Raw genomic sequence first — 22,251 nt, forward strand, 5'->3', positions numbered from 1 at the left:
GGCCTAGAATGCGCAGGCTTCGTAAGCTTAAAGCCCGTCCTCTTGAACGCTCAGGAGGGCTTTTTGCTGTCATTCCGGGCGCCTTAGCCGGATGGCGATGTGTCAAAGTCTGCAATTTGCTTGATTCTATAGTACTGGGTACAATCGAAGCAACTTAAGGAGGGCTTGGCTATGGATGTAGTAACTGCGGAGGAGATGCGTGCATTCGACCGCGAGACGATTGAGCGGCTGGGAATTCCGGCAATTGCGCTGATGGAGAACGCCGGACGGGCGATTGCCGAGGAGGTCATCGCATTGTGCCGGCGGCGCGGGGCAGGCGCGGCCGGCGGCATAGGGAGCGCTGACGCTGAGGAGCGAAGCTTCGGGGCAGGTGCCGTGGGCGGCGCGGGCGGAGGAAGCGGAGGAACGCTGAGCTATGGAGCGGGCGCGGTGGGCGGCGGAAGCGGAGGCGAAGGAACGCAGAGCTATGCGCCCGGCGGGCCGGCGATCCAGCCGCCGGGCTTCTCGGTCAGCGCCGACCCGGCGCTGACGCTTACCGCTGCCGGCGGCGAGCACTGGCTCGTCCTCGCCGGCAAAGGCAACAACGGCGGCGACGGGCTCGCCGCCGCCAGGCACCTGCGTGAGGCCGGCATCGCCGTCACGCTGGTGTACGCGGCCGCGCCGGAGTCGCTGGCCGGCGAAGCCGCGCTGCAGCGGGATGCCGCTGCAGCCATGGGCATCCCTGCCGTAGTCTACGGCAGGGATGCGGTGGACCTTGCCGCATGCAGCGGCATCGTAGATGCGCTGCTCGGCACAGGCAGCGCGGGAGCCCCGCGCGGTGCCTATGCGGAGCTGATTGCCGCTGCGAACGCCAGCGGCAGGCTTATTGTGTCCGCGGACATCCCCAGCGGGCTGGACGCGGACACGGGCGAGACGCATGAGCCCTGCATTCATGCGGCGGTGACCGTCTGCCTCGCGTTCCTCAAACGCGGGCTGCTGCAGTATCCCGGCGCCGGAGCAGCCGGGCAGGTGGTGGTCCGCTCCATCGGCATCCCCGCTGCCCTGGCGCGTGAGAGCGGCGTCCGGGTCAGCCTGCTGACGCCGGAAGTGCTGCGGACACGTCTGCAGGTCGACGTGTCGCGCCGCCGTTCGCCCGAAGGCCACAAGGGCACTTACGGGCATGTCCTGCTGGCAGCAGGAAGCCTGCGCATGAGCGGCGCCGGCCTGCTGTGCGCCCGCGCTGCGCTGCGCGCCGGCTGCGGGCTGGTAACGTGGGCGCTGCCGGATAAGCTGCTGCCCTATGTGATCGGCTGCACACCTGAGCTGATGCTGGCTCCGGTATCCGGCGGCGACGGGGAATGGAATGCCGGTACGGCGGCTGAAGTGCTGCAGCTAAGCGAGAGCCGCGATTGTATAGCTGTCGGCCCCGGTCTTGGCCGGTTCACTGAAGATACGGATTGGCTCCGCAGACTTTGGGAGGAGACGGATTCCCCCCTGATTCTCGATGCGGATGCGCTGAATATACTGGCGGATGCCGATTACGGGTCCTGGACCCGCCGCCATCCGGTAATTCTGACCCCGCATCCCGGGGAGATGGCCCGGCTGGCAGGGACTTCTACAGTCCAGGTGCAGCGTGACCGGATCGGATTGGCGCTGTCTTATGCCGCAGCGCACGGTGTCATCCTGGTGCTTAAGGGAGCCCATACAGTAATAGCAACCCCCGGAGGACAGGCTTATGTTAACATCACGGGTCATCCGGGTATGGGAACCGGCGGTGCGGGGGATGTGCTGACCGGAATCATCTCCGGTCTGCTGGCCCAGGGCCTGGATGCTGCACAAGCGGCAGCCTTTGGGGTCTATCTCCACGGGCTGGCCGGAGAACGGGCCGCCCGGAAGCGGGCCAACCCGGCGGCCTTGATCGCCGGGGATATTATTGAGGCGCTGTGAACCGTAACTCCGGAGCTGCTGCGGCTCATTATCTATAGACCTTACCCGTGTGATCCTGACGCTTCTGCTGCGCCCGTAAGAGCTACCGGTAGAACTGTTCTGCCCTGAATGGTTTAATATTACGGCTCTGCCAGCGGCGGCACTGTATCAGAATAAGACCAGGCAGAGCAGTGGAATAAACAAGGCGAAGAAGGGAAGCAGGAGCGGGTAGCGTTCACCGGCAATCTGGGCGAACCGGAACAACAACAGCACTACAAGTCCGGCAAGACCGCTGGTCATTGCATCGCCGCCCTGCTCAGAGGCCAGCCACAGGCCGGCTCCAAAGCCGGCTACGGCGTATAACACCAGGGCCGGACTGAGCGAAGTGGACCGGAACATGCGCAGCAGGGCGTCGGCAAGTATCGCTGCCGGTAATCCGTAAGCGTAAATGGCATAAGGCACCGATACCGGCCAGCCTTCCGGCACTCCGCCTTCGTATCCATGGATGAGCATAAACAGGGAAACGAGAATAAAGGTCAGTCCGGCGGCCGACAGCTTGGTCAGTGCGTACATGCCCGCAGTCAGGCGGACAGAAGGCAGATCATAATCCTTATGTGTGGTCATCGCTTAACATCCTTTCGGGGTGGGTGAAGAGCACGGCCGGGATGACCGGACGAATCCGGCGCATGAATCAGCTTGTAACCATGTCCCCTCCGTTAACATGAATACAGGTGCCTGTTACATAGGAAGCATCAGGGCTGGCCAGATAGACATAGGCTCCTGCCAGCTCATAAGGCTGTGCCGCCCGCTTGAATGGGGTGTCTGTGCCGAATACACTGACCTCTTCAGCGGAATAGCTGGAAGGAATCAGCGGTGTCCATACCGGACCGGGAGCCACACTGTTGACACGGATGCCGCTGTCCGCCAGTGATAGAGCCAGAGAGCGGGTGAAGGAGACAACGGCGCCTTTGGTGGATGAATAGTCAATGAGCTCCTTGTTGCCCTGATAAGCGGTAATGGAGGCGGTGTTAATAATGCAGCTTCCTTTGTGCAGATGCGGGAGTGCGGCCTGGGTCAGGAAGAAGAAAGGAAAGATATTGGTACGGTAGGTCTGGTACAGCTGCTCCTCCGTGATATCCAGAATGCTCTTCTGCGGATATTGAACGGCGTGGTTATTCACCAGAATGTCGAGCTTGCCGAAGGTCCGCACGGTGTGCTCCACCGCTTCGAAGCAGCACTCTTTATAGCGCAGATCCGTCTCAATCCGCAGGCAGCGGCGTCCAAGCTCTTCTATCCGGTGCTGCGTAGCTGCGGCATCAGAAGCTTCGTCCAAGTAAGCGATGGCAATATCTGCCCCTTCTTTGGCAAAAGCGATGGCGGTTGCTCTTCCAATGCCGCTGTCTCCGCCGGTAATCAGGGCAACCTTTCCTTGGAGCCTGCCGCTGCTGCTCTCGGGGTTCTCGCTGAGCGGACGCGGATTCATCAGACTCTCCAGACCCGGCTGGCGGTCCTGATGCTGTGGGGGGAAGGCGATAGGCTGCACGCGGCATACCGTTTTTTCTCCGTAATAGGGGTAAACGGGATTCATCGGGTGATACTCCTCCTTGCCTGTTGGCTCTCCGTATATTGGTATGCATCCGCCCAGAAAAGCGTGCGCCGCAGTCCTTTTCTGGGAGATTCATCAGACGGCCTTATCTTTACATACTAAAAACTCAGAAATGGAGAGAATAACTAATGCTATACAGACCAATGACAGCCGATGATTACGAGGCAGCTTATCAATTATGGGAGAATACAGACGGGATGGGGCTTAGTGAAGCGGACTCGCGCGGGGAAATTATCCGTTATCTGGAGCGTAATCCGGGAATCAGCCAGGTGTGTGTGGATGAGGACGGTACACTTGCGGGTACTGCGGTGTGCGGACATGACGGGCGCAGAGGATATATGTATCATGTGGCTGTCAGCCGCAGCAGCCGGGGTAAGGGGGCCGGGCGTGAGATGGTCACACGCTGCCTGGAGAGACTGCGGGAGGAAGGCATCAGTAAATGCCATCTGATGGTCATCGGGCATAACGCTCTGGGCCGCAGCTTCTGGTCAGGCACCGGCTGGCAGGAGCGGGATGGCCTTGTACTGTTCTCGCGGAACAGCTGATAGGTCACAAACAATGTAATAGTGTAGCTTTTGTCCGGACGCAGTATAATATATACGAGCTTTACAAATGACTTGCACTATTCTATGTGCAATGTCGAATTTTGATAGCGGGAGACCTGAGCGATGCGGTTTAAAGATGTATTCTCAATTATCGGTCCGGCCATGGTCGGACCTTCCAGTTCGCATACAGCGGGGGCGGCGCGGATCGGCAGAGCGGCACGCCAGGTGCTCGGTGAATTGCCGCGTACGGCAGAAGTCACGTTCTTCGGTTCTTTTGCGGCCACGTATCAGGGACATGGAACAGACCGGGCTATTGCCGGAGGTCTGCTGGACTTTACGACCGATGACCACCGGCTGCCGGATTCCATAGAGCTTGCGGCCGAAGCCGGAATGGAGATTTCCTTCGGCCAGGGAACGGGCCTATTCCCCCATCCCAATACGGTCCGCTTGCGGCTTACCGGCAGCGAGAGCGGCACAGAGCTGATGCTTACCGGGATTTCGATCGGCGGCGGAAATATCGAAATTGTTGATATTGACGGGTTCGGCGTGAAGCTTACCGGCATGTATCCAACCGTGCTGATTAATCATATGGACTATCTGGGCGTACTGGCCAGCGTTACGGATGTAATGCGGCAGGGCCAGTGCAATATTGGACATATGTCGCTGGACCGCAAGAACCGCAGCGGAGCAGCCTTGACGGTGCTGGAGCTGGATGAAGCCGCTACACCGGAGCTGCTGCGGAATCTGCGGGCGCTGCCGGCTGTGAAGTCCGTGAAAGTCGTCGATTTGAATGAACAGGCACATGAGCAGAAAGGAAAGGATATTACATCATGAATTTTCAAACACTCAGCCAGCTGGCTGTATTATGTGAAGAGCGGGGTCTGGGAATCGGCGCTCTGATGCTTGAGGAGCAGAGCGCGGAGTCTGGACGTTCCAAGGAGCAGGAGTTCGCTACCATGAGCCAGTATTACGGCGTAATGAAGGAAGCGGTACACCGCGGCATGCATGAAGACACCACCTCACGCAGCGGTCTGACAGGACTTGACGCCCAGCGTGTGGCTGCTTACAATGCAGCGGATGAACCTTGCCTTGGCGGTCCTGCCGGCCAGGCCATGGCGTATGCTCTTGCGGTTTCGGAAGTGAATGCTTCCATGGGACGGATTATCGCTACGCCGACCGCAGGCTCCTGCGGAATCATCCCCGGGGTGTTCCTGAGCTGTCAGGAGCGCTTCGGCTGGGATGATGACTATATGGTAACCGGCCTGTTCGCGGCTGGAGCCATCGGGTATGTTATCGCCAACAATTCATTTGTATCGGGAGCAGAAGGCGGCTGCCAGGCTGAGGTCGGTTCGGCCATCGGGATGGCAGCGGGGGCTTTGACTGAAATGCGCGGCGGCACACCGGCGCAAGCCGTGCATGCCGTAGGGCTGGCACTGAAGAATACACTGGGGCTGATCTGTGATCCGGTGGGCGGACTTGTGGAGATTCCATGTATTGTCCGTAACGGCTTCGGTGCCGTCACGGCACTTGCTGCGGCCGATATGGCACTGGCCGGTGTCCGCAGTGTGATACCGTCCGATGAAGTGATCAAGGTCATGCTGGAGGTGGGCTCCGCCATGCCCGAGAAGCACCGCGAGACGGCGGGGGGCGGACTGGCACAGACGCCAACCGGCCGCCGGATTATGAAGGATTTACGGAACAAGAAATAAGCTGCGGCAGTTCTCGGACGGCGGCCATTTGCGGGGCTATAGCATACGAAACCGTTCAAGCTGATCCCACAGCCCCTCACGCCGGAGGATTTCCTCCTGCTTCGGTCCCATCAGGTCGAAGTGGGGAAAAGGCTGGCGGTTATGAATATATTGCGGCGGAAGACCGTTCTTCCTGCACCACTCCCTCAGGCGGGGGAGATCACTGCACCCGACCTTGGTCACAGTGGTGATGTCAGGAAAACGCTTGTCTAGCCAGTAATGCGTAAGGAACGCGATTTCACCAGCGGAGACTGCTTGCTTCCAGCGGGCTAGTTCTGCTCTGTTAATGCCAAAGGCCATAGCTGTCATCATCCTTATTGATCATAGTGAATTGATTATATACAAGAATATAAGATATTTCCGGAAAGGGGAGAAGAACATGAACGGGCAAGTTAGAGCAGATATCCGCCCCGGACTTCAGGTTGATATTGTACTGAAGCAGGATCAGGCGACCGGCAAACTCACACATGGTGCGGTTAAAGACATTCTGACCAATTCGCCCCGCCATCCGCACGGAATCAAAGTGCGGCTGACTGACGGACAGGTAGGACGGGTCAAGAACATTACAGGCTAAGCAGTATACAGAAGAATGAAGAAGCGCCGCGAGCCGGGGCGGCTGTGTCCCTTGGGCAGCCGCCAGGGTAAGAGGCGCTTTTTGATTTGCGTACAGGATCATGAGCCCTGCTTAGCGGCCCATGAATTCCTCTACATACTGGTCTGCCTTGGTCTGATTACATAAATTGCAGGCGCAGACACAGTTGTCCGGTGTAGTGTGCCCGCCCTTGGCACGGGGCAGCAGATGGTCAATGGTATCCCCGTATAAGCCGCAGAAATAGCAGATATACTGGTCCCGGGTCAGAATATAGGCGCGGAAATCCTTATTGCTGTATAAGCGGCGGATCGTACGGCGGTTCACGACAACTGCGGCATGCTCCCGGACAAGCGTTACCGCAAGCGCAAGATCGATCTCCTGATGCCAGCGCCGGCCTTTGTCGCTGTGCCCGCGCATCAGAATCATACCCTTGCCTGAAGGGATGAGCGCAGAGGCATCCTGGGGATCGGGCTTCGGTCCGCGCTGCTGGGGGATCGTGCGTCCCGTTTCTGCACTGCGCGGACGGGCCTTGCCCTTGAGGCCGGAGGTACCCGGGCTGCTGCGGCCTTCCTTGGCACGTTCTGGCAAGGAAGGCTGCCGGACCGGGGCAGCAGGCGGTTTGACAGCTCCGGAGCCCGCTGCAGAGATCGAGACCAGTGTCTTATCCCGCTTGGCAGTCCCCGTACCGGGCGGACGCTCCGGCAGTGCGGGTGCCGCACTTGCACGCAGCGGCGCAGCCGCAGGCCCCGCTTCGCGTAGCTTGCGGCATTCCCGGCAGGCTCCGCGACGGGAGATTCCCTTGGAGCGCTTGCCTGTGCGTCTGCGGAATTCGGAGAGCGGCTTAAGCTGATGGCAATAGGCACATTGTTTGGATGGAGGAAGAATAGTTTCAGTCATAAGTATACTTGGCAGGACGGCACTCAGCCGCAACTGTCCAATCCCTTCTGTATTTTGAAATAGCAACTTATTTACGGTAGACCGCCATGTGATTTCATTGATTTGATAATAGTATAGCGTAAAGCACAGGTATTCACACAGCAGGCGCCAAAAGGCGCTAATCTCCCGGGCTGTGACATCCTTCTTCGCAGTCTTGAGGAAAAACCCGTAAACTCGCAAAGTAAGGCTGTAAAGCGATGATGTGGCTTGTACAGGAATACAATAATTATGAACCAGAGAGGAGGAAGCTGAATGACCGTTAGTGAAAAAAAGCCCGGGGCCGTAAGACTGCTGTTTGTGCTTCAGGCATTCTTAGGCCTTGGAGCTGTCGCCGGAGGGCTGCTCCTGCTCGCCGATCCCAGTGGTGAGATGATTGGAATGCCGGCTTCCATACTGGAAAGATCGCCGTTTGACAGTTATGCAATTCCCGGCATTCTGCTGCTGGTCATTTTTGGGCTGCTGCCGCTAATGGTGCTCTATGGTCTTTTTAAGCAGCCTGAGTGGTCTTGGGGCTATGCGCTGACCCCGTTTAAGGCGCTGCATGCAGCATGGAGCTTCTCGCTTTATGTCGGCTTTGGGCAGATTATCTGGATTATGGTGCAGACGTATATGATGGATACAGTCAGTATTGTTCATGTTTTCTACATGTCTCTGGGCATGCTGGTTCAGATCGTTACGCTGCTGCCTGCGGTACAGAGATATTTTATGCTGGACGGCCGTTCTGAAAGAAGTTAGAATGACAGTGAACATAAAAGGGCTTTCATTTGGGCCGCGGGAGTGAACCGGAAGTGACTACCATATATGATATTGCCAAAAGAACCGGCTATTCACCAACCACGGTATCCAAGGCGTTCAATAACTACTCTGACGTGCGGGAGAAGACGCGGCAGGAAATACTGCGTACCGCGCAGGAAATGGGATATCTTCCCAATGCGCATGCGCGTACACTGACGACCAAGAAATCCTGGACGATCGGTGTGCTGTTTGTGGAGAACACGGGAGCGGGAATCCGCCATCCTTTCTTCAGTGCAGTTATTGAGAGCTTCAAGCAGGTTGCCGTAGCCAAGGGTTACGCCCTCATGTTTATCTCGAAGGATGTCGGCGGCAAGCAGAGCGGATATCTGGAGAACTGCCGGATTCGCGGAGTCGATGGGGTTGTGGTGTTCCTTTCCGATTATGAGGATCCTTATTTCCGGGAGCTTCTGGAGAGTGATATTCCTACAGTGGTTCTCGATTTCGAAACGGCGTTGTCGCATACGGTCTGCTCGGATAATATGACTGGTGCACTGCAGGCAGTGGAATATCTGGTGTCGCTCGGACACCGCAGAATTGCCCATATTTCGGGAGGCGGGAATACGTATCCGGGACAACAGCGGGAGCTGGGGTATAGAACGGCGATGGAGCAGCAGGGTCTTGAGGTGCCGGACGAATATGTTGCCGAGGGAGCATTCTACTCTCTGGAGAACGGCTACGGCGCAATGAAGTCTTTGCTTGAGCTGCCGGAACGGCCGACGGCTGTTTTTGCTTCAGGTGACTTGCTTGCACTGGGTGCCGTGATGGCTGCCAAGGATCAGGGCCTGTCTGTACCGGAGGATATTTCAGTCATGGGTTATGATGATATTGAGCTTGCCGGATATGTTACACCTGCGCTGACCACTGTCCGCCAGAACACGGAGCTGCTGGGTACCCGGGCGGCGGAGCTTTTACTGGCTTCGGTGAACGGCCCGCGTACAAATCAGGAGGCGCTAGTTCTGCCTGTAGAGATCATCGTCAGAGATTCCTGTGCACCGCCGGGCAAGAGATAAAAATGCGTTCAACCGGGAATGCATTTTTTTTCGGCAAAATCGAAACCGGTTTCGATTTCTTTCGTTTTTATTCCGTTTTTAAATTATGAAGGAGTGAACCACATGCTAACCGTCCAAACCGTAGTAACCGCCAAAGATACAGCAGATCGTCTGAGCTCCAGGCAAGGTATTCAGTTCAAGGCAGGAATCCCCGGTACAACAGCAGATATACTGCTGCAGCCGGAGCAGGAGTTTCAAACAATTATTGGTTTTGGCGGCGCTTTCACTGAAGCGGCTGCGTATACCTTGTCCCGGATGAGTCCGGAGAAACGGGCGGAGGTCATCCGGCGTTATTTTCACCCTGTGGACGGGCTGAATTACAGTATGGGCCGCGTGCATATTCACAGCTGTGACTTCGCGCTCGGCAACTATACCTATGTGCAGGATGAGGATACGGAGCTTGCGACCTTCGATATTTCGCATGATCACCAGTGGGTCCTGCCGCTCATTAAGGATGCTATGGAGGTCAAAGGCGGGCCCTTCACGATGCTGGCTTCGCCTTGGAGCCCGCCGGCCTGGATGAAAACGAACGGGGAGATGAATAACGGCGGTTCGCTGAAGCCGGAATATGCTGCAGTCTGGGCGCGCTATTATACCAAATTCATCGAGGCTTACCGCAAAGAGGGCGTTCCGGTCTGGGCGGTATCGGTGCAGAATGAGCCGGCGGCAGTGCAGACCTGGGACTCCTGTGTATACACTGCTGAAGAAGAACGCGATTTCGTCAAAAACCACCTCGGCCCTGTAATGCGTGAGGCCGGAATGGAGGATGTGAACATCATCATCTGGGATCACAACCGCGATATTATGATTGAGCGTGTGACTCCGATTCTGTCCGATCCGGAAGCAGCGCAGTATGTATGGGGGACCGGAATCCACTGGTACGGCGGCGAGGAGTTCGACAAAGTGGAGAAGGTGCATGAGCTTTTCCCGGATAAGCATGTGCTCTTCACCGAAGGCTGCCAGGAAGGCGGAGTGCGTCTGGGGGAATGGTTCACGGGTGAGCGCTACGGCCGGAATATGATCGGCGATCTGAATGCCTGGACAGAGGGGTATCTGGACTGGAATCTGGTGCTGGATGAGACGGGCGGACCGAACCACGTGGGGAATCTCTGTGATGCTCCGGTGATTGCGGATACGACTACGGACGAGGTTCACTATAACAGCTCGTATTATTACATCGGGCATTTCAGCAAATTTATTGCTCCGGGTGCTGTGCGGATCGGACTGCAGTCGGCTGCCGAAGGCGTGCTGTCAGCGGCGTTCCGCAATCCGGATGGCAGTATCGCTGTTGTACTGATGAATGAAGGCGAAGCAGAACGCTCCCTGACGCTTGGCTTCGGCGGTGAAATCGCTGAGTGCACATTGCCGGCACATTCCATTGCCACACATCTGATTTCGCAAGGTTAAGCCAGCTGGAAGCAGACCTTGAGAAGATGAACAGAAACGAAGCGGATGGATTCAAAACAGAGTACGAAAGCGTTTATCAACATACTTTTAGGAGGACTTAAGCATGAGCCATTATTATTTCGATTCAGGTAAATTTGTCATAGAGCAGTTCCACGAAGGCAAACCGTTCGCCAGCTTCCTGCCCGGACTTGCCGGATTGAAGGGGATCCCGATGTGGACGTTCTACGTGAACCGGGGTCAAGCAATCAGCAGCTTCGGAGTACGGGACAAAAATTCGCCGATTATGGAGTTCTCTCCAGCCAATATTTCGTATAAGAATGTAGCCTCCACCGGATTCCGCACCTTCATCAAGTTGAAGGGTACAGCAGAAATCTATGAGCCGTTCCAGTCGGCACGCCCTGACCCGGCGGCCAAGCGGATCATGACGATCCTGCCGAATGGACTGACCATTGAGGAGTCACATGCAGGACATGGGCTGAAGACGACGGTGCACTACTTCAACCTGCCGGGTGATGATTATGCCGCGCTGATCCGGCAGGTGGAGATCGAGAATATCAGCGGGATAGCGCTGGAGCTGGAGCTGCTGGACGGTCTTCCGGAGGTTCTTCCCTTCGGCGTAGCGAACGGGGGCTACAAAGAGATGGGCAACCTGCTGCGCAGCTGGATGGATGTGTATAACCTGGAGAACGGAATTCCGTTCTACAAGCTGCGCTCCAGCACGAATGACGATGCGGAAATGAGCCTGATTGAGAGCGGGCACTTCTATCTCTCCTCCACAACGGAAGGAGAACAGCTGTATCCGGTCGTAGATTATGAAGTAATCTTCGGCGGGAATACTTCGCTGACGTATCCGGACCGCTTCGCGGAGCTTCCGCTCGCGGAGCTGCTTGCACAGGCCCAATATCCGGCCAACAAGGTGCCGTGCGGCTTCAGCGGCGCATCCAGAACACTTGCACCGGGAGCTTCGCTGAAGCTGAATACGATCATTGGACATGTAAATGATATTGCCAGAATTAATCATCGGGCGGCTGAACTCTGCCGGGAAGATTATTTTACCGCCAAGGCACAGGAAGCGGCCAGTTTGACCGAGGATTTAACGGCGGATATTGCTACACATACCTCCTCGCCGCTGTTCGATGCTTATTGCCGCCAGTCTTATCTCGACAACTTCCTGCGCGGGGGCTATCCGTTTATTTTTGATAACGGCGGTGAAGGCTTCGTTGTACATCTATACTCGCGCAAGCATGGCGATATGGAACGGGATTATAACTTCTTCTCGCTGGCGCCTGAATACTATTCGCAGGGCAACGGCAATTTCCGTGATATGAACCAGAACCGGCGCAGCGATGTGTTCTTCCACCCGAAGGTGGGCAGCTTCAACATCAAGATGTTCTATAGTCTGATTCAGGCTGACGGCTATAATCCGCTAAGCGTGCAGGGTACCAGCTTTGAAATTCTGCCGGGTGAGGGAGAGAAGCTTACAGCATGGGTTGCCGGGGCGCTTGCGGAGCATCATGCCGGATTTGAGCGGCTGCTGGCCGGACGCTTCACACCAGGGAGCCTGATTAACTACATTGCGGATCACAATATTGCTTTGAACATTAGTGAGCAGGAATTCCTCAGCGGTGTGCTTGCCCTGTCACAGCAGAACATTGAAGCCGCCTTCGGAGAAGGCTTCTGGTCCGATCACTGGACCTACAATCTTGATCTGGTGGAAGGTTACCTGGATATTTATCCGGAACGGCAGGAGGCGCTGCTGTTCGGGGACGAGACTTATACGTTCTATGACAGCCCGGCTTATGTGCTGCCGCGCAGCGAGAAATATGTAATCAGCGGCGGGCGGGTGCGGCAATTCGGGGCACTGCTGGAGGATGAAGAGAAGCTGCACAAGCTGAAGCGCAAGGCCAGCGATACCCAGTGGCTGCGCACACAAGGCGGCCACGGGGAGATCTACCGGACCAGCCTGTTTGTGAAGATGCTGTCGCTTGCCATGAACAAATTTGCCACGCTTGATCCTTACGGCATGGGTGTAGAGATGGAGGGCAACAAGCCGGGCTGGAATGATGCCATGAACGGGCTGCCGGGACTGGTCGGGTCCGGAATGAGCGAGACCTTTGAACTCAAGCGGATGCTTGTGTTCATGCTGGAAGCGCTGGAGAACGGCGCGGATCTTCCTTCAGCAGTAGCGCTTCCGTTAGAGATGGCTTCGCTGCTTGAGCAGGTGAACCGTGCTGTAACTGAAGTGCTTGACGGCTCACTGGCCCAATTCCCGTATTGGGACCGCGTAGCTTCGGCGCGCGAGGCTTACCGGGCAGAGATCCGCTTCGGAATTGCAGGCGAGACTGCGGAAATCTCCCTTGGGGTCATCCGTGAGGCAATGGGCAAATGGCTGCGTAAGGTGGATGAGGGGATTGAGCGTGCGGTAGGGATTGGCGGCGGACTGGTTCCGACCTATTTCCGCTTTGAGGCAACACGGTTCCAGCCTGTAACGGATGAAGCCGGAGAGCCGGTCATCAGCGGCTACGGGCTGCCGAAGGCTCTGGTCGAAGAGTTCGAAGCTGCTGCTCTGCCGTATTTCCTGGAAGGCCCTGCCCGCTGGCTCAAAACGCTGGACAGCAAGGAAACCGCCAAGGGAATCTACAGCAAAGTGAAACAGAGCGGGCTCTTTGATCCGGTTACATCGATGTACCGGACTTCAGTGTCGCTGGAAGAGGAATCGCATGAGATCGGGCGCATCCGGGCCTTCACACCGGGCTGGCAGGAACGGGAGTCCAACTTCCTGCACATGTCGTACAAATATTTGCTTGAGCTGCTGAAAGCGGGGCTGTACGACGAATTCTACAGCGAGCTGAAGACCTCGCTGATTCCGTTCCTTGACCCTGAGGTCTACGGTCGCAGTACACTGGAGAATTCCTCGTTCATCTCAACAGGCGGCAATCCGGATCCTGCAACGCATGGCAGGGGTTTTGTTGCCCGTCTGAGCGGCTCTACGGCGGAGTTTCTGAGCATGTGGAGAACGATGATGGCCGGCAGCCGTCTGTTCTCTGTGGAAGACGGCGAGTTAACACTGCAGTTGAATCCGGCCCTTCCCGGCTGGCTGTTTGATGAGCAGGGCAACCTGTCCTTCACCCTGCTGGGCGGTACGGAAGTGACGTATTATAATCCGCGTCATGCTGATACCTTCGGCGGCAGCAAGGCGGTCATTCAGAATCTGGCGCTGCAATTCCGCAGCGGTGAGGAACGCCTGATTGCCGGCGGTCTGCTGCGCGGAGGGGATGCCGAGGCATTGCGGCGCGGAGAGATTGCCGCAATCCGTGCGGTAATGGAATAATTAGAGTCTATATAGATTGAACTTAAAAATTATACGGATAGGGAAAGGTGGCGGAGGAGAATTTTGGAACTGAAGGAGCGACAGCGTCCGCCTTTGTCTGCGGATTTCCACCGCGAAACAGCGGGTTAAATTCAAGAAATTTGTAGACAACAGCGGCCGGAGGGACAAATATTCTTTGGAGTCACGGCAATCCCATAATAGCAAAAATACAAGTTCAATCTATATATTCATTCAAGTTAATAAAGGTACAGCAAGGAGGCCCGGCTGGGCCTCCTTTTGATTGCCCGGGGTTAGGTGGATTAGAGTTAGTGCCCCTGAATCCGCCAGAAGTGGGCGATATGGGGGAATGAGGGGCAGAAGTGCCCCTGAATCCGCCGGAAGTGGGCGATAGGGAGGAATGAGGGGCAGAAGTGCCCCTGAATCCGCCGGAAGTGGGCGATAGAGTGAAATGAGGGGCAGAAGTGCCCCTGAATCCGCCAGAAGTGGGCGATATGGGGGAATGAGGGGCAGAAGTGCCCCTGAATCCTCCGGAAGTGGGCGATAGGGAGGAATGAGGGGCAAAAGTGCCCCTGAATCCGCCGGAAGTGGGCGATATGGAGGAATGAGGGGCAGAAGTGCCCCTGAATCCGCCAGAAGTGGGCGATATGCTGGAATGAGGGGCAGAAGTGCCCCTGAATCCGCCGGAAGTGGGCGATATGGAGGAATGAGGGGCAGAAGTGCCCCTGAATCCGCCGGACGTGGGCGGAATGAGCACCCCCGAGGGATAAGTAGCTTTGGATTTGTTCCAAACGGGCAGAGTAGCACTCACCCATGCATGCGCGGAAGGGGTTTGGAAAGGGAAGAGAGAATAGCTGCCGGAAGTTCAGGGCTTCCGGCAGCCATCACCGATGGCGGTTGAGTTATCGAGCCAAGCCGAAAAATGAGACCCCAAATACGAAATCTGGGACCTTACGCCCAAATACTAAAACGCATACAATAAGTACATAGAGATGAAAACGCTTCACACATTAAAGTTGGGGATTTTGGAGGTCCATACGATGGAGAACAAACAAAGCACCAAACCAAATCCGGTAATGGGGCCGCTCATTCCGGCGTCAATCGAAACCGGTTCAGTTCGCAAAAATACGCTCTGGAGGAAATTTGTAGCCCAGCGTCATCTGCAGACCATGGCGCTGCTTGGTGTAGTATGGATGATCATATTCAACTACATCCCGATCTACGGCTTGATTATTTCTTTCAAGGAATATAATATCGTCAAGTCGATTGCCGAAGCCCCTTGGGTGGGTCTGGAGCATTTCAGGGAATTGTTCGCAGATGAGGAGCTGCCGAATGTTATCCGCAACACGCTCGGGATCAGCTTGATCAAGCTGCTTATCGGGTTCCCGCTGCCGATCATATTCGCCCTGTTCCTCAATGAGGTCCGTTCCATCAGATTCAAGAAGACAATTCAGACGATCTCCTATCTGCCGCATTTTCTCTCCTGGGTTGTGCTTGGCGGCATTCTGGCCACCTGGCTCGCGGATATAGGGATTATCAATAATATTCTGCTTGCCCTCAATCTGATTGACAAGCCGATCACTTACCTGGCTGAACCGAGTTACTTCTGGACGATAATCATCACCTCCGACATTTGGAAGGATCTAGGCTGGTCAGCGATTATCTACCTCGCGGCGATTGCCGGTGTGTCTCCGGAAATGTATGAAGCAGCAACGATTGACGGCGCAGGACGTTTCCAGAAAATGTGGTTTGTTACTCTGCCGGCCATCCGGGCCACGATCAGCATCCTGTTCGTTCTGGCAGTCAGCGGCGTACTGAACTCGAACTTCGACCAGATTCTGGTGCTGCGGAATTCGCTTAACGACAGTACTTCCAATGTAATTGATTACTATATCTATCAGACAGGTATTGTCTCCAACCGCTTCTCCTATTCTGCGGCGGTCACCCTGGTCAAAGCAGTCATTGCACTGATTCTGCTGCTGATTGCCAATCAGGTATCCAAAAAAATCAACGACACGTCGCTGTTCTAGGACAAGGAGGACCTATATATGTTTGCTCTTAAACGTAAAACCAAAGGCGAAGCGATTTTTGATATCGTAAACAATCTGGTTATGCTCTGCGTCTGCTTCCTGACGCTGTATCCGATCTGGTATGTGCTCGTCAACGCTTTCAATGACGGCAATGACGCCATGCTGGGCGGGATTTACTGGTGGCCGCGGATGTTCACGCTGAAGAACTTCGATGCAGTATTTGCAAGTCCGGGGATTATGCTGGCGATGGGGGTTACCGTACTCAAGACAGTCCTTGGTGTGGCTCTGCATGTATTCTTTACAGCGATGGTAGCTTATGCCTTGTCCCGTAAGGATCTGGTTGGCGGCAAGCTCTACATTCTGATCGGCACCATTACATTGTTCTTTAACGGCGGCCTGATCCCAACCTTCCTGCTGATGCGTGATCTGCATTTACTCGATAACTTCATGGTCTTCATCATTCCTGTCATGTTCAGCTTCTTCGATCTTATTATCTTCATGACCTTCTTCCGGGAGATCCCTGACGGTCTGGAAGAAGCGGCGCGGATTGACGGAGCCAATGACTGGTCCATCTTACTGCGGATCGTGCTTCCGGTCTCCATGCCGGTTATTGCCACCATCGCGCTGTTCCACGGCGTGTATCAATGGAATGATTATTTTGCCGGCATCATCTATGTGAACAATGTGGACCTTCAGCCGATTCAGACCTATCTGTTCCGGGTCGTGGCCCAGTCCAGCTCCAATACGATGATGGTTGCTGTCCAGGGCAGCGCGGCCACAAGGTCGGTAACCTCCCAGTCCATCAAGCTGGCAACCATGGTTGTCACAACGCTGCCAATCGTGTTCGTCTATCCGTTCCTGCAGCGATATTTCGTGAAAGGCATGATGATCGGCTCCATCAAAGGCTGAGCATCTGCGAACCACAGGGTAACTCCTCCGGAGCCCATTGTCTTGCGGGCAGCGGGGTTGAGCTTATAATTACTATTTTCTAGAAAAGGGGTAAACAAGCATGGGCATGAAACATAAGCCAAAGAAAATGGTCCTGCTGCTCTTGGGACTAATGCTGACATTCTCTGCAGCGGGTTGTTCAAGCAATAATAATGCCGCAAACGGAAATACAGCAACGGAGAAGCCGGCTACGGAAGCTACAGAGGCACCGGCAACCAATGCAACAGAAACGACAGCTCCTGCAGCAACAGGCGATGAGCCAGGCTGGATGAGCGACACTTCACCAATCACCTTCGACTGGTATCTGAACTTTGCCTGGTTTGCCAACAAATGGGGCGTAGATCCAACTTCGCAATATGTTACGAAAAAGACCGGCGTTAACGTTAACTTTATCGTGCCTGCAGGGAATGAGAATGAGAAGCTGAACACGCTGATTGCTTCCGGCAAGCTGCCTGACTTCATCACCCTCGGTTACTGGGAAGATGCCATCAAAAAAATGGTAGAAGGCGAATTGGTGCTTCCGCTGAACAAGCTGGCTGATGAATACGACCCTTACTTCTACAAAGTTTCCGATAAAGATAAGCTTGGCTGGTACACTCAGCCGGACGGCAATGTATACGGCTATCCTAACTCTTCCTCTTCTCCAGCCGACTATGAAAAATATGGCGATACCTATGTATCGAACCAGACGTTCGCAGTCCGCAAGGATATTTATGAAGCCATCGGCAGTCCGGATATGCGTACCCCTGAAGGCTTCCTCGCTGCGCTGAAGACAGCACAGGAGAAATTCCCTGAAGTCAACGGCCAGCCGCTGATTCCACTGGGTCTGCATGAGTTCACTGAGAACGGCAATGACTCGCTGGAAGGCTACATTCAGAACTTCCTGGCGATTCCTTGGGAAAAAGACGGCAAGGTATATGACCGTGAAACCGATCCTGAATATGTACGCTGGATGAAGACACTCCGCCAGGCTAACCAGGACGGACTCTTGGCAAAAGATATCTTCATTGACAAACGGGCACAAATGGAAGAAAAGATCGTACAGGGACGCTACTTCGCAATGCTGTATCAACGTACAGACTTTGCTTCCCAGCAAGGAACTATTTTCCAGAAGAATCCTGAGATGGTCTACATTGCTGTAGATGGACCAGCCAATACCAAAATGGATCAGCCAACACTGAATGGACCTGGGATCTCCGGCTGGACGGTTACCCTGATCTCCAAGGATGTTAAGGATAAAGCACGCGCAATTAAATTCCTCAGCTACCTGAACAGTGAAGAAGGCCAAAAGGATCTTTTCCTGGGCGAAAAAGGGGTCAGCTATGATACAATTGAGGGCAAGGACCAGTTCCTCCCTGAAGCCCTTAAGCTGATGAACTCGGACCGTGCAGCATTTGATAAGCAATACGGCTCTTCGTTCACCTTCTGGATGATGCAGAATACGAATATTACCGACCAGTGGGCACCAAAATCCGTTGAGCCGTTCAAACAACTGGAAGACTGGACCCGCGGAAAATCTATTAATACTTCGGAATTCCAGCTGATTGATCCTAGCGGTAACTCGCCGGAAGGCATCATCGCCACCAAGCTGAAACAGCTGCGCGGCAAAACCATGCCGAAGCTGCTGATGGCTGAATCCGATGCGGAATTCGATAAGATCTGGTCTGAATATCTCACTAAAAAAGAGAAGGAAGGTCAAGCGACCTTCGATGCATACCGCCAGACTAAATATGAAGAGAACAAGAAAAAACTCGGAATGTAGTCTTCAATATAAGACCCAATTGCCCGCTAACCGCGGGCTTTTGGGTTATTTTCTAGTAACGGGATCTAAAAGGCTCCAGCCATTAACGGAGAGGTGAATATGCGCAAACGAACAGGAGCATTATGGAATTCCTTCCGTTATTGGCTCGGACGGAGATCACTGCAAAGCCGGCTGGTTGTGGCTTATATCTTCATTATTCTGGGACCCAGTCTGCTGGTGTCCTTCTATTCGTACAAGGCCATTAACAATACGTATATGCAGGATGCGATCGAGAAGAACGACTATCTGCTGCAGATGGAGAAGCTGCATGTACTCAATCAGATTGAGGCGATGGAGCGGGCGCTCCAGATGGCGTATAGTGATAAAATTACCCGGGAGTATCTGATCAGCGAAAGTGATCCTACACTCGGCGAGCTGATTGATTACAACACAACCAGCTTTATGAACCTCAGCCAGATCCAGTTCAATAATCCGAATATTGAGCATTTGTACCTGTATTCCAGCAGTAAAAATGTATATGAGATGTGGCCGGTTATTTTCCGTGAGTCCCGGGTCTCCATGGAGCCCTGGTTTCAGAAGGCATTGGAGCTGGAGGGATTGCGGAATCTGTGGTCCTTTCAGAACTCAGATATTGACCTGATGAAGCGCTTCTCGGGCGAAGCAGAGCAGGGACAACCGAAGGTATCGGTGCTGCGGGAGATCAGCATTCCGGCCGGTAATCACATCGGGATGGTTCAGGTAGATATGCTGCTGAGTAAATTCACACCCAAGACGTATACCTCCGTGCAGGATAATGAATCCCAGATGATTCTTGCAGATGATGAGCTGAACCTGTTCACCCGGACAGACCACTCTTTTCTGGAGAATAATAAGGGGCTAACTGCGGCAATCAAAGACCGGCTGGCAGAGTTCGGGAAGACCGGTAAATGGGTGATGGATTATAAGGAGAACGGGAACTCCTTCATGCTAATTCAGGCGCCGCTGGAGCAGATCAATGCTTCTCTGGTCACTGTGGTCTCGATGAAAGGTGTGATGATGGATATTTCGCGTACCCGTAATCTGATTATCGGGGTTAATATCGGCTTCATCTTCCTGGTTACTGCCATTGCTTACGTGCTGAATGCATTCATCCTGAAGAATCTCCGCCGGCTGACTGAAACGATGAAGAGAGTCCGACGGGGGGAGCCATATGGAAGTATCCGCGTCAGCGGAGGCGGCGAGGTCGGCGAGCTTGCCCATCACTTCTCCAAGCTGATGAACACAATTAATACGCTGGTGGCTCAGGCTGTCCATAAACAGGCGCTGTCGAAGGAAGCTGAGCTGCGGACGCTGCATAATCAGATTGATGCCCACTTCCTCTACAATACACTGGAGAATATCAAAATGCTGGCGGAGATTGAGAATCAGCGGACGATCTCGGATGCGCTTACCCGGCTTGGCGGCATGATGCGCTATAATTTCAAATGGACAGGTGAATATGTGAAGCTGAAGGATGAGATCCGCCATATCCAGAACTATATAGAGGTTATGAATATAAGATTCGAGCATACCATTGGGCTGGAGCTTAATATTGACAGCGCTTATCTGGAAGTGGAGGTGCTCAAAATGTCGCTGCAGCCGATTGTTGAGAACAGTGTTAAGCATGCCTGGAATGCGGACGGGATAGAGCTCACGGACCGTGTTGTGCGGATCGATATTACGGAGGCCGAAGGGGATATCTTCATCTCGCTGCGCGATAATGGCCTCGGGCTGACGCCGCAGCAGCTGACCCATCTGCATGAGGCGATTTATGCCAAGGAGGAACCGGGGGCTGACCCTTCGGGAACCAGCAACGGCGGGTATAAGTCGGGAGGCGTCGGACTGCGCAATGTGCATCAGCGTCTGCAGCTGTTCTACGGTGAAGCTTACGGGCTGGAAGTGCAGAGTGAAGCAGGGAAATGGACAACTGTGTTCATGTCACTGCCCAAAGTTCTATTGACGGGGGATAACTAGCTATGACCAATCTGCTGATCGTGGATGATGAAAAAATGATCCGTCAAGGTCTGAAGGCGATGATCGAACGGGAATATCCGTCTGTCTACAGCATCACGATGGCGGGCAACGGTGCGGAAGCGCTGGAGCTGTACAAGCAGGAGCGGAAGGATATCATTATTACGGATATCCGGATGCCGATTATGGACGGGATCACGCTGCTGGAACGGTTGTCGGTGGAAGCAGGCAAGGAGGAGCCGCCTGCTGTCATTATCTTAAGCGGCCATGATGATTTCGAATATGCCAAAAGCGCGATCCGCTACCGCGTGAAGGATTATCTGCTGAAGCCGATCCGCCGCGAAGAGCTGTTCGAGATTCTCGAACGGATCGGCAAGGAGGGAATGGACCGCCAGTCGAGCAGCCTGCGGCAGAAGCAGGAGGCGGAAGGCTACCGCCGTGAGCTGCGGGTTGCCCGCCTGCGGGGGTTTTTGATGCAGCGGGAGATTGAAGCATCGGCGGCACAGCTGGAGGAGCTGTTGACGCTGCAGATTCCTTTTACAGTAGGCGTAGTCAATTATTATCACCGGGACGGCGCGCGGATGAATCACGGAGAGGTCCAGGGCGTGCTGGAGCGGCTGATCGGACCGCTGGAGCATAAATTCACGGAAATTCTGACCGATTGGGACGGGAAGCTTGTACTTGTGGGGAATGTGGAGAGCTTCCTGGAGCTGTCTGGTAAGGCTGATGCCAAAGAGCTTAAGCGGCTGCTCATCGGTATAAGCAGTGAGAGCCGGAGTCCGGAGCAGTTCCGTGCTTGTTACATGGAGGCGTACCGGGCGCTGCAGTATACTTTTTTGTCCCCGCAGGCCAGCTTTGTCGACTATAAGGATATCCGCGCCGGGCGCCTGAGCTTCCCTTCCCCGGAGGAGGAGCTGCGCAAGCTGCTTAATATGCTGGGAACCGAGCGGGAGAAGGAGATCAAGACGCTGCTTGGTGTTATTTTTCAGACGGATCATTTGCTGCATCTGGATTTGGATTACCTGGAGAATGTAGGGCGGAGTATTAATGAACGGGTGCTGGATGAGGTGTTCCGTGTGCATGGAGAGGCTTCGGTGGAAGTGCTGAAGCTGTACCGCGCGGTCGGCAACTTGTATAATTTCAGCAATTTCCACGACTATTACCGGGCACTGGAGCATTTGCTCCTTAGTGTGAACGATTATATTATAGGAATAAGATCTGCGCATACCGAGCATGCGGACATGGAAGAAGCGCTGGCGTATATCGAAGCGAATTATGCCCGTCCGCTGAATATGGCTATGGTCAGCAATTATGTCTCGCTCAATTATTCATATTTCAGTGAAGCCTTCAAGGCGTACACCGGGGAGAACTTTGTGCTGTATCTCAAAAAAGTCCGCATCCGCCACGCCAAGGAGCTGCTGGCCGATAATTCCGTCAAGCTGGCCGGGGTCTCTGAGGCTGTGGGTTTTGAGAACAGCAAGCAATTCGCGCGTGTCTTTAAGGAACTGGAGGGTATCTCTCCCGGTGAGTATCGGACGAAGCAGCTGATGGAGCGTTATTCAGGCCAGACGGAGGATAAGGATTCTTAGCGTGCTTACGAGTCTATGGGCT

18 protein-coding genes are annotated in these 22,251 nt (G+C 54.6%); 14 read left to right on the top strand and 4 right to left on the bottom strand.

Going from position 1 to position 22,251, the window contains the following annotated elements:
- The first annotated feature begins 171 nt into the window (after positions 1-171).
- On the top strand, positions 172-1,926 hold the full coding sequence (locus R50912_RS02265) for a bifunctional ADP-dependent NAD(P)H-hydrate dehydratase/NAD(P)H-hydrate epimerase (RefSeq protein WP_042232107.1): 1,755 nt from the start codon (positions 172-174) through the stop codon (positions 1,924-1,926).
- A gap of 147 nt (positions 1,927-2,073) precedes the next feature.
- On the opposite strand, the gene R50912_RS02270 is transcribed toward R50912_RS02265, so the two are convergent.
- Together R50912_RS02270 and R50912_RS02275 are read right to left on the bottom strand one after the other, a co-directional pair.
- A complete protein-coding gene (locus R50912_RS02270) occupies positions 2,074-2,529 on the bottom strand; it encodes a hypothetical protein (RefSeq protein WP_042232109.1) in 456 nt (151 codons plus the stop codon).
- Between the two features lie 67 nt (positions 2,530-2,596).
- On the bottom strand, positions 2,597-3,493 hold the full coding sequence (locus R50912_RS02275) for an SDR family oxidoreductase (protein WP_042232112.1): 897 nt from the start codon (positions 3,491-3,493) through the stop codon (positions 2,597-2,599).
- Between the two features lie 146 nt (positions 3,494-3,639).
- Between R50912_RS02275 and R50912_RS02280 the strand changes: the two genes are divergently transcribed.
- From R50912_RS02280 to sdaAA, 3 genes are all read left to right on the top strand, one after another.
- Positions 3,640-4,056 carry a GNAT family N-acetyltransferase gene (locus R50912_RS02280; protein ID WP_042232114.1) on the top strand — a complete coding sequence of 139 codons (417 nt, stop codon included), beginning with the start codon at positions 3,640-3,642 and terminating at the stop codon, positions 4,054-4,056.
- Between the two features lie 123 nt (positions 4,057-4,179).
- The gene (sdaAB, locus tag R50912_RS02285; RefSeq protein WP_042232115.1) at positions 4,180-4,890 is read left to right on the top strand and encodes an L-serine ammonia-lyase, iron-sulfur-dependent subunit beta; all 711 of its coding nucleotides are present in this window, start codon (positions 4,180-4,182) and stop codon (positions 4,888-4,890) included.
- Positions 4,887-5,765 carry an L-serine ammonia-lyase, iron-sulfur-dependent, subunit alpha gene (gene sdaAA / locus R50912_RS02290; protein WP_042133107.1) on the top strand — a complete coding sequence of 293 codons (879 nt, stop codon included), beginning with the start codon at positions 4,887-4,889 and terminating at the stop codon, positions 5,763-5,765. Before sdaAB ends, sdaAA begins: the two co-directional genes overlap by 4 nt.
- Positions 5,766-5,801: 36 nt before the next feature.
- On the opposite strand, the gene R50912_RS02295 is transcribed toward sdaAA, so the two are convergent.
- Entirely contained in the window at positions 5,802-6,104 is a 303-nt protein-coding gene (locus R50912_RS02295; RefSeq protein ID WP_039310552.1) for a hypothetical protein, read from the bottom strand.
- Positions 6,105-6,183: 79 nt separating this feature from the next.
- Between R50912_RS02295 and R50912_RS02300 the strand changes: the two genes are divergently transcribed.
- The gene (locus tag R50912_RS02300; protein ID WP_042133109.1) at positions 6,184-6,378 is read left to right on the top strand and encodes a YwbE family protein; all 195 of its coding nucleotides are present in this window, start codon (positions 6,184-6,186) and stop codon (positions 6,376-6,378) included.
- A gap of 111 nt (positions 6,379-6,489) precedes the next feature.
- On the opposite strand, the gene R50912_RS02305 is transcribed toward R50912_RS02300, so the two are convergent.
- Complete coding sequence (locus tag R50912_RS02305; RefSeq protein WP_231637762.1) at positions 6,490-7,326, bottom strand: HNH endonuclease; 837 nt, start codon at positions 7,324-7,326, stop codon at positions 6,490-6,492.
- A 258-nt stretch (positions 7,327-7,584) separates the two neighbouring features.
- Between R50912_RS02305 and R50912_RS02310 the strand changes: the two genes are divergently transcribed.
- From R50912_RS02310 to R50912_RS02350, 9 genes are all read left to right on the top strand, one after another.
- Positions 7,585-8,067, top strand: a complete 483-nt coding sequence (locus tag R50912_RS02310) for a hypothetical protein (protein ID WP_042232118.1) — start codon at positions 7,585-7,587, stop codon at positions 8,065-8,067.
- Positions 8,068-8,120: 53 nt separating this feature from the next.
- Entirely contained in the window at positions 8,121-9,137 is a 1,017-nt protein-coding gene (locus tag R50912_RS02315) for a LacI family DNA-binding transcriptional regulator (RefSeq protein WP_042241392.1), read from the top strand.
- 102 nt (positions 9,138-9,239) lie between these two features.
- Entirely contained in the window at positions 9,240-10,583 is a 1,344-nt protein-coding gene (locus R50912_RS02320; protein WP_042232119.1) for a glycoside hydrolase family 30 protein, read from the top strand.
- Between the two features lie 103 nt (positions 10,584-10,686).
- Positions 10,687-13,914, top strand: a complete 3,228-nt coding sequence (locus tag R50912_RS02325) for a hypothetical protein (protein WP_042232123.1) — start codon at positions 10,687-10,689, stop codon at positions 13,912-13,914.
- A gap of 1,037 nt (positions 13,915-14,951) precedes the next feature.
- Positions 14,952-15,941 (top strand): ABC transporter permease, encoded by a 990-nt coding sequence (locus tag R50912_RS02330; protein WP_042232124.1) that lies wholly within the window; start codon positions 14,952-14,954, stop codon positions 15,939-15,941.
- Positions 15,942-15,959: 18 nt separating this feature from the next.
- Complete coding sequence (locus R50912_RS02335) at positions 15,960-16,850, top strand: carbohydrate ABC transporter permease (protein WP_039309712.1); 891 nt, start codon at positions 15,960-15,962, stop codon at positions 16,848-16,850.
- Between the two features lie 100 nt (positions 16,851-16,950).
- On the top strand, positions 16,951-18,651 hold the full coding sequence (locus R50912_RS02340; RefSeq protein WP_042232126.1) for a type 2 periplasmic-binding domain-containing protein: 1,701 nt from the start codon (positions 16,951-16,953) through the stop codon (positions 18,649-18,651).
- Positions 18,652-18,750: 99 nt separating this feature from the next.
- Complete coding sequence (locus tag R50912_RS02345) at positions 18,751-20,643, top strand: cache domain-containing sensor histidine kinase (RefSeq protein ID WP_042232128.1); 1,893 nt, start codon at positions 18,751-18,753, stop codon at positions 20,641-20,643.
- A 2-nt stretch (positions 20,644-20,645) separates the two neighbouring features.
- On the top strand, positions 20,646-22,229 hold the full coding sequence (locus tag R50912_RS02350) for a response regulator (RefSeq protein ID WP_042232130.1): 1,584 nt from the start codon (positions 20,646-20,648) through the stop codon (positions 22,227-22,229).
- The last annotated feature ends 22 nt before the right edge of the window (positions 22,230-22,251 follow it).

This window comes from Paenibacillus sp. FSL R5-0912 (assembly GCF_000758605.1).
GTDB lineage: Bacteria > Bacillota > Bacilli > Paenibacillales > Paenibacillaceae > Paenibacillus_AQ.